We start from the raw sequence: 13,311 nt of genomic DNA, 5'->3' as shown, positions 1-13,311 counted from the left end.
GACAGGGACAAGAAGAAAACCGGGGGGCGGAAACTCCTCCCCCCGGCCATGGTTCACGACATTCCGGATTACCCAGGGACTACGTGCCGCTGTAGGGCAAAAGCGGCTTGAGCTGGCGCACCAGTTCGTCGCGCAGTTCTTCGTCCTGCAAGGCAAAGTAGATGTTGGCCGTAAGGTATTCCGCCCAGTCACCCGCGTCAAAGCGCATGCCGCGAATCTTCACGGCCAGCAGGCCCCGGTCGTCGGCCAGCATCTGCAACGCGTCGGTAAGCTGGATTTCACCGCCGTGGCCGGGCTTCATCTGTTCCAGGCAGCGGAAGATGTCGGGGGTCAGCACGTAGCGGCCCACTATGGCCAGGCGCGAAGGTGCCTCGCCCAGCTTGGGCTTTTCCACCAGCTTGTTGACCTTGAAGATGCCGGGGGCGAATTCCTCGCCGGAGATGATGCCGTAGCGGTTCACCTTGTCGGCGGGCACTTCCATCACCCCGATGACGGGCAACCGCTCGGAGGCGGCCACGTCGATGAGCTGCTTGATGCCCGGCGTCATGCCGAACATCAGGTCGTCGCCCACCATGACGGCGAAGGTTTCGTCGCGCACCACGTCGCGGGCGCACAGCACCGCGTGGCCAAGCCCCAGTTGCTGCTTCTGGCGGATGGAGATGATGTTGACCATCTCTGCCACCTCACGCACCTGGCGCAGCATCTCGGTCTTGCCGGCGCGTTCCAGCACGCTTTCCAGTTGCAGGTTGTAGTCGAAGTGGTCCTCGATGATCTTCTTGTCGCGGTTGGTGACGAAGACCACGTCGCCGATGCCCGAGCGCATGGCTTCTTCCACCACGTACTGCACCACCGGCTTGTTGTAGACCGGCAGCATTTCCTTGGGAATGTTCTTGGTGGCGGGAAGCGAACGGGTACCCCAGCCGGCGACGGGAATGACGACCTTGCGGATGTTCATGGGGTGGCTCCTTTGGAATGTGTCGGCGTGTCGGCGTGCGTCAGAAAGGCAAAGACTGAAGGGCAGTCTGCACCGTCACCGCCAGGCAACTGGGCCGACAACTGGGCGGACCCCTTCGCAAATGAGGATTTTCGTTCGTTGGCAAGGAAAACAATCCTGCCATGAGGGAGCATACTCTTCTTGTATTCGACCGTCATGGCAGGAGTGTTTGACGACGCCAACGGGCGAAAGGCCCATTTGCAAACTAGCGCAGGTGCTTCTGCACCGTCTCCGCCAGCAGCCCGGCCAACCGCTTCACCTGCTCGGGGTCCTCGCCCTCCACCATCACGCGGCAGACGGCTTCCGTGCCCGAGTAGCGTAACAGCACGCGGCCCCTGTCGCCCAGTTCCGCCTCGACCTTGGCCACTCCGTCAAGCACAGGCTGGCACTGTTCGAAGGGAATCTTCCGCTCCACATGAACATTGATAAGCTCCTGCGGGAAAAGCTGCAACTGGCCCGCCAGTTCCGACAGGGGCCGGTCGCGCTCGCGCATGATGCGCAAGATTTGCAGGGCCGCCATCAGGCCGTCGCCGGTGGTGCCGTGGTCCATGAAGATGAGATGGCCAGACTGCTCGCCGCCAAGGTTGGCGCCCTCGCGGCGCATGGCCTCGACCACGTAGCGGTCGCCCACGGGGGTGCGCAGCAGCTTGCAGCCGCGCTCCTTCATGAACACCTCGAGCGCCATGTTGCTCATGACCGTGGCCACCAGGGTGTTGTTGCGCAACGCGCCGCGCCGCAGCATGTCTTCCGCGCACAGGGCCATGATCTGGTCGCCGTCGAGCACGGTGCCCTTCTCGTCCACCACGATGAGCCGGTCGGCGTCGCCGTCCAGGGCCAGGCCGACATCGGCGCGGGTTTCCAGCACCTTGCCGGCGGCAACGCCGGGGTACAGCGAGCCGCACTGGTGGTTGATGTTCAGGCCGTTGGGTTCGGTGCCGATCTTGATGACCTCGGCCCCCAACTCCTCAAGCGCCAGCGGGGCCACCTTGTAGTTGGCGCCGTTGGCGCAGTCGAGCACGACGCGCATGCCGTCCAGGGTGAGGTGCGCGGGAAAGCTGTTCTTCAGGTAGACGATGTACCGGCCCGGAGAGTCCTCGATCTTGGCGGCGCGGCCCACGCGCTCGGGGGCGGGGTAGTCCCACTGCCAGTCGGGGTCCAGCACCATGTCGGTGATCTTGTTCTCCGTCTCGTCGGGCAGCTTGAAGCCGTCCTTGTCGAAGAACTTGATGCCGTTGTCCATGAAGGGGTTGTGCGAGGCAGAGATGACCACGCCAAGGTCCGCCCGCATGTTGCGGGTAAGGAAGGCGATGGCGGGCGTGGGCAGCGGCCCGACCAGGTAGACGTCCATGCCGGCGGCGCACAGGCCCGCCGTCAGGGCCGATTCGAACACGTAGCCGGAAAGGCGGGTGTCCTTGCCGATGACCACCCGGTGGCGACGTTGGCCATTGCGGAAATGGGTTCCCGCCGCAAGGCCCAGACGCAGGGCCACGTCGGCGGTCATGGGATAGATGTTCACCTGGCCACGCAGGCCGTCGGTGCCGAACAGGCGTTTGCCCATCTGCGAATCCTCTCTGGATTGTGCGTTGGCGGCCAGCGCCGCCGGTGCGCCTGAGTACAGTATTTGCGGGGGTTGTTCAATGGTCCGCCCGGCTCGCGGACGGTACGGATCACGGAGGTATGGCATGGGGGGCGGAAGCGACGGCAGGCGCCACGGCCCATGCACCGCGCGGGGCAGGTGCGCCGAGGCGCACGCGGGCAGCCACGCAGGCGCAGGCCGGGCTGTGCCGCCCGTGGGTCTACTTGCGAAAGGTCACACTTACGGTGTCCGGCGAAATATCCTTCAGCCGCACCCTGTCCGGCAGATCCACCCGCACGGGCAGTTTCTCCTGCCCGGCACCGGTACCCTCGGGCACTTCCGCGTACACCCGGATGGCGCGCAGCGCCTCGGCATCGGCGGCGACGGAGGCGGGCATTTCCAGCAACAGGGTAACCGTGCGAGGGGCAACCCGCGCCCTCAGTCCCTGCGGTGCCTGCACGGCCACCTCGCGCTTGAGGGTGGTTTCCTTCACGCGCAGGGCCGTGTCCAGCCGCACGGAAACGGTGGGCGGCGTCGATTCCGTGGCCTCGGGCAGGGTCGGGGTGGCCTGCACCTCCACCGTGCCCGCCTCGTCCAGCGCAGGGGCGGCCACGGCCACCTTCACCTTGTCGATGCGCGACACCAGCGATTCCGGCCCGCGCAGGTGCACCCTGGCGGGGGTAACCTCCGCCTTGTCGATGCGCACGTCCACGGGAATGGTGCCGTTGATATCCACGGTTACGGGCACGTCCTTCTCGACGATGGCATCCACCTCCAGCGTCAGCCGCGAGGGGGTTATCTCCACCACCTCGAAGGCGCGCGCCTCTGGCAGCTTCTCCGCCGTCAGCGGCACGATGTTGGTGCCGCGCTTCAGATTGCTGAGATCGATGGCGTAGCCCATGTCGCGGGCGGTCATGACGCGCACCAGCCCCTTGGGGCCGCGCACGCGCACGCTGACCTTGTTGACCAGCCCTTCACGCACCACGAGGTTCTGGGGAATACCCTTGAATTCCAGCCGCACCTCGCTCACCACTTCCACCCGTTCGCGCCCGGTGACCATGTACCACAGGGTGACGGACATGACGAAGGCCATGACGGCGTACTGCCAGTTGGAACGCACCGCTATTTCTCCAGAATGTTCTTGAGCACGCGCTTCAGGCGCGTGGCATCCAGGCTGGTGGTCAGCTTGCCGCCCACGGCCACGGTAACGGCCCCGCGTTCTTCGGAAACCACCACCGCCACCGCGTCGCTTTCCTCGGTAATGCCAAGCGCCGCGCGATGCCGGGTGCCGAAGTCCTGGCGGTCCACGGTGGCCAGGGGCAGAATGCACGCTGCCGCCGCCACCTCGCCCTTGCGGATGATCACCGCGCCGTCGTGCAGGGGGGTTTTGGGAAAGAATATGGTGATGAGCAACTCGCGCGAAAGCGCGGCCCCCAGCTTCACCCCGCGTTCGATCATGTCGCCGAGGGCCACGTTGCGCTCGATGACGATGAGCGCGCCGATCTTGCGTTGGGCAAGGTACAGCGCGGCGCCGATGATCTCGTTCAGGGTATCGTCGTCCGTGGTCTTCTTGCGGAAGAAGCTGCGCGCCCCCATGTCGGTGAGGGCCTGGCGGATGTCGCGCTGGAACAGCACGATGATCACCAGGAACAACGAGCCGAAGAAGCTTTCCAGCAGCCACCCCAGCGTGTACAGCCCGAGCTCGCGCGAGACGAAATAGGTGACCACCAGCAACAGCAGCCCGTAAATGGCCGACACGGCGCGCGTGTCCTTGACCATGACGATGATGCGGTAGAACAGCGCGGTAACCAGCGCGATGTCCAGCAGGTCGCGCCAGTTGGCGGTGACGTTCTCCAGGCCCAGCATCAGTTCTCCGTGCGTGGCACAGGGGCCATGGCTTGGGTAAGGCGCAGGGTGCGCACCGTTTCCGCCACGTCGTGCACGCGGTGGCACTGCACCCCGCGCGCGGCCAGAAGGGCCGTGGCAACCTGGGTGGCACCCGCCCGCTGCCCGTGGCCAAGATCCAGCAGCCCGCCGAACAACGACTTGTTGGAAAGCCCCAGCAACAGCGGACGCCCCAGCGCGCCGAACCGCTCTATGCGGCGCAGGATCTCGAAGTTGTGTTCCGTCAGCTTGCCGAAGCCGATGCCGGGATCGAGCAGGATGCGCGACTCCGGCAACCCGGCGCGCACGAGCACATCCATCTTTTCGTGAAAAAAGTCCAGCAACGCATCCACCACGTTTTCGTAGGCGGGGGCGTCCTGCATGGTTTCCGGCCTGCCCAGGCTGTGCATCAGCACGTAGCCGGGCTTGTAGTGGGCCACCACGTCGAGCAGGCCGGGGTCGAAGGCGCAGGCGGAAATGTCGTTGATGATGTCCACGCCCTCGTCCAGCACCGCCGCCGCCGTGCCTGCCTTGTAGGTATCCACGGAAAGCAGCGGCCCGCCGCCGGGGCGGGGGGACGGGTCCTGGCCTGCGGCATGCGCCGCGACATGGTCCGCCGCATGGTCCGCCGCATGTGCCGCGTAGCCATCGCGGATACCCCGCACCACGGGCAGCACCCGCGCCAGTTCTTCTTCCAGCGGCACCGGATCGGCATAGGGCCGCGACGATTCGCCCCCGATGTCCAGCACGTGCGCGCCCTCTCCCGCCAGGCGCAGGGCGTGGGTCACTGCCGCCTCGTGGGTGGTGTAGTGGCCGCCGTCATGGAACGAATCCGGCGTGACGTTGACGATGCCGAACACCACAAAGGGATGAGGGGGGGCGGGCGTTACCGCCCTTCCCCCCCTTACGGTCCAGATGGCCTGTTGCGCGAGGCCGCAAGCCGTCGTCATCAACGCCCCGCCCCGCCGCTGGGGTCGTCATTACCTCCGGGGCCGCCAGGGCCGCCGCGTTCGGCGGTGTCGTCGGCTTCCAGGGTGAACTCGTCGCGCCCGGCGGTCTCGGCGTCAGCGCCTGCCGGGGCCGTGCCCGCCGAAACGGGACCGGGCTGCGCGCCGGAGGTTGAAGGAGCCCCGGCGCTTCCGCCGGACGCGGGCTGCTCCCCCGCGCGGGGGGCGCCGTTGCGGTTGTTGGGCTTTTCCGGCGGCAGTTGTTCGCCGCGCATCAGCACGTCGATGTCATCGCCGCTGATGGTTTCACGCTCCAGCAGGGCACCGGCTATGGCATGCAGCGAATCGATGTTTCCTTCGAGCAGGATGCGGCAGCGCTGCCGGGCCTCCTCGATGATGCGCTTGACTTCGGCGTCCACCAGCCGGGCCGTTTCCTCGCTGAAATTGCGGGAATGAGCCCATTCGCGGCCAATGAACACCTCTTCGCCCTGCTCGCCTATGTTCATGGGGCCGATGGCCTCGCTCATGCCCCATTCGCAGACCATCTTGCGGGCCATCTTGGTGGCGCGTTCGATGTCGTTGCCCGCGCCGGTGGTGATGTCGTTGAACACCACCTCTTCGGCCACGCGGCCACCCAGCAGCAACACCAGGTTGCTCAGCAGGAACGAGCGCGAGTAGCCGTGGCGGTCGCCTTCCGGCAACTGCATGGTGATGCCGAGGGCGCGACCACGCGGAATGATGCTTACCTTGTGCACCGGGTCGGAACCGGGCAGCAGCTTGGCGGCCAGGGCGTGGCCCGCCTCGTGGTAGGCGGTGATGCGCTTTTCCTCGTCGCTCAGGATGAGGCTGCGGCGTTCCTTGCCCATCAGCACCTTGTCCTTGGCGTACTCGAAATCGCCCATGTCCACGGTGTCCTTGCCAACCTTGGCGGCCTGCAGGGCGGCCTCGTTGACGAGGTTCTCCAGGTCCGCGCCGGAAAAGCCGGGCGTGCCCTTGGCGATGATGTCCAGTTCCACGCCGGTGGCCAGGGGCGTGCGGCGGGTGTGCACTTCAAGGATGCGCTTGCGACCGCGCACGTCGGGGGTGGGCACCACCACCTGACGGTCGAAACGGCCGGGGCGCAGCAGCGCCGGGTCCAGCACGTCGGGACGGTTGGTGGCGGCGATGAGAATGACGCCCTCGTTGGATTCGAAGCCGTCCATTTCCACCAGCAACTGGTTCAGGGTCTGCTCGCGTTCGTCGTGCCCGCCGCCCAGACCCGCTCCGCGCTGACGGCCAACGGCGTCGATTTCATCGATGAAGATAAGACAGGGGGCGTTCTTCTTGCCCTGCATGAACAGGTCGCGCACGCGCGATGCGCCCACGCCCACGAACATTTCCACGAAGTCGGAGCCGGAAATGGAAAAGAACGGCACCCCGGCCTCGCCCGCCACGGCACGGGCCAGCAGGGTCTTGCCGGTGCCGGGAGGGCCGACCAGCAGCACGCCCTTGGGAATGCGACCGCCAAGGCGGGTAAACTTGCGCGGGTTGGACAGAAACTCCACCACTTCGCTCAGTTCTTCCTTGGCCTCGTCCACGCCCGCAACATCCTCGAAGGTGACGCGGGCCGATTCCGGCGTGATCATGCGGGCGCGCGAACGCCCGAAGGACATGGCCTTGCCGCCGCCGCCCTGCATCTGGCGCATGAAGAAAATCCACACGCCGATCAGCAGCAGCATGGGGAACCAGGAAACCAGCAGGGTCATGTACCAGGGGGCTTCTTCCTGCGGTTCCGCCTTCACCTCGACCTTCTGGGAGATGAGGCGGGTGACCAGTTCGGGATCGTGCGGGGCATAGGTCTGGAACGCCTTGCCCTCCGAGCTTTCGCCCGTCAGTTTCTGACCCTGGATGGTCACGCGCAGCACCTCGCCGCGCTCGACCTTCTGGAGGAATTCCGTATAGGTAAGACGCGCCTGCGTCCCCTGTGGCTGATTGAACATGTTGAACAGGACGACCATCAGCAACGAGATGATCGCCCAGAGTATCAGATTGCGCGAAAACTGGTTCAAGTCTGGCCTCCGTGCGGAAGTGAACGTCCGTCATGCGGACGATTTCTCCTTTTTAAGTCGTCGGGAACTATTTGACAATGCGCGCGGGCGCACTTTCCCCGCCTTTTCGGGCCACCGGGCAAGGTATCCCGATCCGGCTCCCCGATCCGGCCTCCGCACGCCCCCCTTCCGGCCTGCGTCACTTGGCTCACGATGTGTGCCCATGCCCCCTCCATGGTCCCCCGATCCCGCCCCCCATGCGCTGTACCTCAGCTTCCCGTAACACGGGCACGCTTCCCCGTCTTGCCGTGCCACACCGATTCTGCTAGATACGCCAAACCCTCGCGGAAGCGTTTCGTCACCGGTGTGGCGCCCGGTCTTCAAAACCGGTGGTGGGCAGAGATGTCCATGGTAGGTTCGACTCCTATACGCTTCCGCCACGACGCCAAGGCCCTGGAATACGGGGCCTTTTTTCGTTTCGCAGCCCCTGCCCAGCCCCGCATGCCACATTTTCCGTCCGGCCCGTGCCCCCCGCTCAAGTGCCAGCCCGAGCTTACAGCAAAATAATACTTCGCATATCCACGCCATGTTACTCGGGGCATTGCCAAGGCGTGGCACACAAAAGCCCGCGCATGCGGGGGGGATTGCCATTTGCGACGCATCTGCTATGACACGCCGCCAGCAGGCCATCGGTCCGCCGATACCCCAGTTTCCCCTGCGGGGTGCCCCAGCCAAGGCCCGGAGCCCGGCCCCCGAATACTCCGTACGATTCAGCAGCAGGCCCCCCATGCCCTCATCCCCACTCCCTTCCCGCCATCAATCACGGTGCCCCCGCCCCGCGTGCATCCTGCTGCTCCGGCCTGCCCGTTCCGTCCTGCCCCTCCTGACCACTCTGGCCATCCTGACAGTCCTGACCATGCTCGCCTTTCCGTGCGCCGCCCCCGCGCAGGCCCACGACAGTGCCGCGCCCCTCGCCAATGACACCCGCAACGATGCGTTCCTGCTGGTGAACACCGTGTACCCGCCGTACACCGTCGTGCTTGATGGCGGCAGCGTGAAGGGTACGGCCACCGCGCTTGCCGAGGAACTGTTCCGCAGGTTGTCCCTTCCCGTGCGGCAGCGGTTGCTGCCCTGGAACCGTGTGCTGCGCATGATGGAGGATGGCACCGCCGACGGCGTGAGCATGCTGGCCCATGCTGCGGAGCGCGAGGAGGCCATGGTTTTTTCCGTGCCGGTGGCCGAGGCGCATCAGTCCTTCTACTACGCCCGGCCCGCACACAACGGCTTTGCCTGGCAGCGCTACGAGGACCTGCGCCCCTACCGCATCGGCCTAGTGCAGGGCTATACCTATTCGCCGGAATTCCTGGCCGCCGTGGAACGCCTGCACTTGTCCGTGGAATACGCACCATCGGACGAAAGCAACTTTGCCAAGCTGCGCAGCGGGCGCGTGGACCTGTGCCTGAGCAACGACCTGGTGGCGGAAGCCTATCTGCTCAACCAGCCCGACCTGCGGGCCGCCGTGGGCAAGGCTGAGCGCCCGGTACGCAGCTATCCGCTGTACATGGCCTTTTCGCGCCGCTCGCCGCTGGCCGGGCACCTGCCCGAAATCGACGCGGAAATCGAGCGAATGCGTGTCGACGGCACCCTGCGCCGCATTCTGGCACAGGAGGCAGGGCTAGCGCGCTGAGGGCCCTCGTGCCAGTGATGTCGCGGCGTGGCTGCCGCAAGGCAGCCCCCCCCTCGCGACGGCAACCGCGCCCTGCGCCGCACCGTCTTGCAACGCAGAAAAAAAGGCCCGCCTGACCGGATTTCCGGCAGGCGGGCCTTGTGATTGCTGCGTATCCGCGTGGTCACCGGCACATGGCGCGCGGGGCGCTCACGGCTGGTGCTGCGCCGAAACTACCAGCGGGGCGGACGGGGAGCGCGGGGCTGGGCTTCGTTGACCTTCAGGGCGCGGCCACCGAAGGAGTAGCCGTTCAGCGCTTCCACGGCGCCAGTGGCGTCGGCGGCTTCCATTTCGACGAAGCCGAAGCCACGGGGGCGACCGGTTTCGCGGTCGGAGATCAGCTTCACGCTGAGCACCTGGCCGTGCTGGGAGAACAGGTCGCGGATTTCGTCTTCAGAGGCGGAGAAAGGCAGGTTGCCCACATACAGAGACTTGGACATCAGGAAAACTCCTTGCAGGGAAAATGAGGGGGTTCGCTCGTGCGAAAGATCGGGCAGAAACTCTGTAGGTGGGATGCCTATCGACTCGCCGAAACTCTTGCCACAAGCCCATGCCGATCCCGACGCACGGCACACCCGGAGCATCGACCGACATGATTGGAGAATTAGTCGGAGTTTTTCGAGCGGTCAAGTAGAATCTGTCACAATTCCGCCTGAAAACGCTTGTCCGTCGCACCGCTACCCGAATTCTATATCCGCAGCTCCATCGAAAAGCCCGCGCTACTGCCCCACGGCGGGACCAACAGTCAGCCCGGCGGCGCCGGGCGCAGCGGGCACGCTGCCGGGGGCCGCGCCATCACCGGCCTGCGGTTGCCCGCCTTTGGCCAGTTCCGCCCAGGCCTGCACGATCAGGGCATGCGCCGCGCGCCGCTGCTGAAGTTTCGACAGGTTGCGCGCCGCACGCACGGAATACTTGATGGTGGCGCGGGTTCTGGCGGCTTCCTTCACCACCGCCTGCAACACATCCTCGCGCGGCTCCGGGTGGTACATCACCTCCGCAGCGGTGATGGCCACGGCAAACCTGCCCGCCTCCAGCGCGCGCGAGGCGGCCAGGGTCAGCGACTGGTCGCGCGCGTCCTTGTAGTATCTGCCGCTGGAGGCCTGGGTGACCATGGCCATCCATTCGTTGTCCGATGCCGTCTCGTCCGCCGTGTTCAGGGCCGTCACCTCGGCCTTGAGTTCGGCGGGCAGCAGGGCCGATCCGTCGTCACCCTGTTCCATCACCGTCCCGCTGCCGGGCAGCAGGCCCGAGACGGAAAGCAGGTTGTACAGCGCCCAGCTGAACAGCACGGCAAGCAGCAATGCGGGAATGAGCTTCTTGTTGCGTTGCATCGGATTCCTTGTGCGCTCCGCCGTGGCACGGGCCAGACGGACATTTTGCGTCGGGCCGCCCCCCAGCCGGAAGGCGGCCCGCTTGTGAGCATGTTTCGGATGCGTTGCGCCGGTTCGACCAGTTACTCTTCCAGCCAGTCGGCAAGCTCCGCCAACTGCGCCGCCACGGACGCGGGGCCGGTGCCGCCGGGCATCTCGCGCCGGGACACTGCCGCCGCCGGGTCCAGCACGGCGTACACGTCGTCGCCGATGCGGTCGCAGATGGCTTGCAGGTCGGCGAGCGGCAATTCTTCCAGCGTGATGGACCGCTCTTCCGCAAGGGCCACGGCGGCCCCGGTCAGATGGTGCGCCTCGCGGAAGGGAATGCCCTTGCCGACAAGGTAGTCGGCAAGTTCGGTGGCGTTCAGGAAGCCCGCGCGCAGGGCCGTGCGCATGCGGCCTTCGTTGAAGCCCAGTTCACGCAGCATGCCCGCCATGATCTCCAGCGATGCCGACACGGTGCGGTCGCAGTCGAGGAACGGTTCCTTGTCCTCCTGCATGTCGCGGTTGTAGGTCATGGGCAGGCCCTTCACCGTGGTCAGCATGGCGGTCAGCGCGCCGTACACGCGGCCCGTCTTCCCGCGCATGATCTCGGCCACGTCGGGGTTCTTCTTCTGCGGCATGATGGACGAACCCGTGGCGTAGGCGTCGGGCAGCCGCACGAAGCCGAAGGCCGGGTTGGCCCAGATGATGATTTCTTCGCACAGGCGCGACAGGTGGGCCATGATGGTGGCCCCGCAGAACAGCGATTCGAGCACGAAGTCGCGGTCGGACACGGCGTCCATGCTGTTGCGGAAGGTACCGTACATGTCCAGTTGCTCGGCCACGTACGCCGGGTCCAGCGGATAGGTGGTGCCCGCCAGCGCCGCCGCGCCCAGCGGGCACACGCGCGTCCGGCGGTCGCAGTCGGCCAGCCGCTCGGCGTCGCGGCGCAGCATCCACGCATAGGCCAGCAGGTGGTGGCCAAGGCTTACCGGCTGGGCGGGCTGCATGTGGGTGCAGCCGGGCAGCAGCGTATCGACGTGTTCGCCCGCGCGTTCCGCCAGCACGCCCACCAGGTCGCGCGCAAGGCCGCGCCAGGCGCGGATGCGGTCGGACACGAACAGGCGGAAGTCCAGCGCCACCTGGTCGTTGCGGCTGCGTCCGGTGTGCAGCTTCTTGCCCACGTCGCCCACCAGCTCGGTGAGGCGGCTTTCGATGTTCATGTGCACGTCTTCCAGCTCGCGCCGCCAGACAAAGGTGCCGCCCTCTATCTCGGCCAGCACCATGTCCAGCCCTTCGACGATGCGCGCGGCCTCGTCCGCCGTCAGCACACCCTGCCTGGCCAGCATGCGCGCGTGCGCCTTGGAACCCGCGATGTCCTGCGCGTACAGGGCGCGGTCGAACGAAACGGACTGGGTGTATTCCTCGACCAGGGCGGCGGTGGCCTGACGGAACCGCCCCCCCCACATCTTCTTTTCGGCCATTACTGGTCCCTGCCGTTGCGGCGGCTTGGTACGCGTAAGGCCCCCCATACGGGAGGCCCCACGGAATATGCTGAACGTATTCACCGTCGAAGGGGCGCCCCTTCGTTCGGCGGACTAGACTTTCTTGACCCGCTGTGCGTACCCGCGCACGCGCAGGCCCTGCAACTTGATGAAGCCCGCGGCATCGGCGTGGTCGTAGGTGGCGCAGTCTTCGAAGGTGGCAAGATCGTGGCAGTACAGGGTGTTGGGCGAGGTGCGGCCCACCGGATAGGCATTGCCCTTGTACAGTTTCAGGCGCACGGAGCCGTTGACGGTTTCCTGCGTCTTGTCGATGAACGCCTGCATGGCCTCGCGCTCCGGCGCGAACCAGAAGCCGTTGTACACGGCCTCGGAGTAGCGCGGAATCAGCTGGTCGCGCAGGTGCATGGATTCGCGGTCCATGCAGATGCCTTCCAGGTCGCGGTGGGCGATGTGCAGCACGGTGCCGCCGGGGGTTTCGTACACCCCGCGCGACTTGATGCCCACGAAGCGGTTTTCCACCATGTCCAGGCGGCCGATGCCGTGCCTGCCCGCGATGGTGTTCAGGGTGCGGACGATGGTGGCCGGGCTCATGGCTTCGCCGTTGACGGCAACCGCATCGCCCTTCAGGAAGTCGATGGTGATGTATTCCGGCGTGTCCGGGGCCTGTTCCACGGGCACGGCCATGACGTGGCTGTTGGGACCGGGCTCGCACCACGGGTCTTCCAGCTCGCCGCCCTCGAAGCTGCAATGCAGCATGTTGCGGTCCATGCTGTACTGCTTGGACGAGGTGGACAGCGGAATGCCGTGCTGTTCGGCAAAGGCGGTCAGGTCGGTGCGCGAACGCAGGTCCCAGATACGCCACGGGGCAATCACGTCCAGGTCCGGGGCCAGGGCGTTGACGGTAAGCTCGAAGCGCACCTGGTCGTTGCCCTTGCCGGTGGCGCCGTGGGCCACGGCCTGCGCGCCTTCGGCACGGGCAATGTCCACCAGGCGCTTGGCGATGAGCGGCCGCGCGATGGAGGTGCCCAGCAGGTAGCGCCCCTCGTACACCGCGCCGGAGCGCATCATGGGAAAGATGAAGTCGCGCGCGAATTCCTCGCGCAGGTCTTCCACGTAGGCGCGGGTGGCGCCGGTGCGCAGGGCCTTGGCGTCCACGCCGTCCAGGTCCTCTTCCTGCCCCAGGTCGGCGGTAAGGGTCACCACCTCGCAGCCGTAGGTGACGGCAATCCACTTCAGGATCACCGACGTATCCAGCCCGCCGGAATAGGCGAGCACGACCTTATTGATAGCCTTGGCCATG

At 66.1% G+C, this 13,311-nt stretch carries 11 protein-coding genes and 1 tRNA gene; 2 read left to right on the top strand and 10 right to left on the bottom strand.

Annotated features, from left to right (window positions below; genetic code table 11):
* Window positions 1-79: 79 nt before the first annotated feature.
* The 6 genes from galU to ftsH form a co-directional block, all read right to left on the bottom strand.
* Window positions 80-955: a UTP--glucose-1-phosphate uridylyltransferase GalU gene (gene galU / locus ABWO17_RS03735; RefSeq protein WP_353116217.1), complete on the bottom strand. Its 876-nt coding sequence runs from the start codon at window positions 953-955 to the stop codon at window positions 80-82.
* Window positions 956-1,199: 244 nt separating this feature from the next.
* On the bottom strand, window positions 1,200-2,552 hold the full coding sequence (gene glmM / locus ABWO17_RS03730; protein ID WP_353116215.1) for a phosphoglucosamine mutase: 1,353 nt from the start codon (window positions 2,550-2,552) through the stop codon (window positions 1,200-1,202).
* Window positions 2,553-2,790: 238 nt separating this feature from the next.
* A complete protein-coding gene (locus ABWO17_RS03725) occupies window positions 2,791-3,690 on the bottom strand; it encodes a CdaR family protein (protein WP_353116213.1) in 900 nt (299 codons plus the stop codon).
* Between the two features lie 2 nt (window positions 3,691-3,692).
* A complete protein-coding gene (gene cdaA, locus ABWO17_RS03720; protein WP_353116211.1) occupies window positions 3,693-4,436 on the bottom strand; it encodes a diadenylate cyclase CdaA in 744 nt (247 codons plus the stop codon).
* Entirely contained in the window at window positions 4,436-5,404 is a 969-nt protein-coding gene (folP, locus tag ABWO17_RS03715; protein ID WP_353116209.1) for a dihydropteroate synthase, read from the bottom strand. The genes cdaA and folP overlap by 1 nt, the downstream gene beginning before the upstream one ends.
* Complete coding sequence (ftsH, locus tag ABWO17_RS03710; protein WP_353116207.1) at window positions 5,404-7,449, bottom strand: ATP-dependent zinc metalloprotease FtsH; 2,046 nt, start codon at window positions 7,447-7,449, stop codon at window positions 5,404-5,406. Before ftsH ends, folP begins: the two co-directional genes overlap by 1 nt.
* A gap of 325 nt (window positions 7,450-7,774) precedes the next feature.
* Here ftsH and ABWO17_RS03705 point away from each other — a divergent pair.
* Together ABWO17_RS03705 and ABWO17_RS03700 are read left to right on the top strand one after the other, a co-directional pair.
* Window positions 7,775-7,868, top strand: a tRNA-Sec gene (locus ABWO17_RS03705).
* 347 nt (window positions 7,869-8,215) lie between these two features.
* The gene (locus tag ABWO17_RS03700; protein ID WP_353116205.1) at window positions 8,216-9,115 is read left to right on the top strand and encodes a substrate-binding periplasmic protein; all 900 of its coding nucleotides are present in this window, start codon (window positions 8,216-8,218) and stop codon (window positions 9,113-9,115) included.
* Window positions 9,116-9,327: 212 nt separating this feature from the next.
* On the opposite strand, the gene ABWO17_RS03695 is transcribed toward ABWO17_RS03700, so the two are convergent.
* The 4 genes from ABWO17_RS03695 to ABWO17_RS03680 form a co-directional block, all read right to left on the bottom strand.
* A complete protein-coding gene (locus tag ABWO17_RS03695) occupies window positions 9,328-9,594 on the bottom strand; it encodes an RNA recognition motif domain-containing protein (RefSeq protein WP_353116203.1) in 267 nt (88 codons plus the stop codon).
* Window positions 9,595-9,873: 279 nt separating this feature from the next.
* Complete coding sequence (locus ABWO17_RS03690) at window positions 9,874-10,485, bottom strand: hypothetical protein (RefSeq protein WP_353116201.1); 612 nt, start codon at window positions 10,483-10,485, stop codon at window positions 9,874-9,876.
* Between the two features lie 122 nt (window positions 10,486-10,607).
* Window positions 10,608-11,990: an argininosuccinate lyase gene (gene argH, locus ABWO17_RS03685; RefSeq protein WP_353116199.1), complete on the bottom strand. Its 1,383-nt coding sequence runs from the start codon at window positions 11,988-11,990 to the stop codon at window positions 10,608-10,610.
* Window positions 11,991-12,104: 114 nt separating this feature from the next.
* Complete coding sequence (locus ABWO17_RS03680; protein WP_353116197.1) at window positions 12,105-13,310, bottom strand: argininosuccinate synthase; 1,206 nt, start codon at window positions 13,308-13,310, stop codon at window positions 12,105-12,107.
* Window position 13,311 lies beyond the last annotated feature (1 nt).

This window comes from Nitratidesulfovibrio sp., from assembly GCF_040373385.1.
Lineage (GTDB): Bacteria > Desulfobacterota > Desulfovibrionia > Desulfovibrionales > Desulfovibrionaceae > Cupidesulfovibrio.
This window is presented reverse-complemented; position numbering and strand designations above follow the sequence as displayed.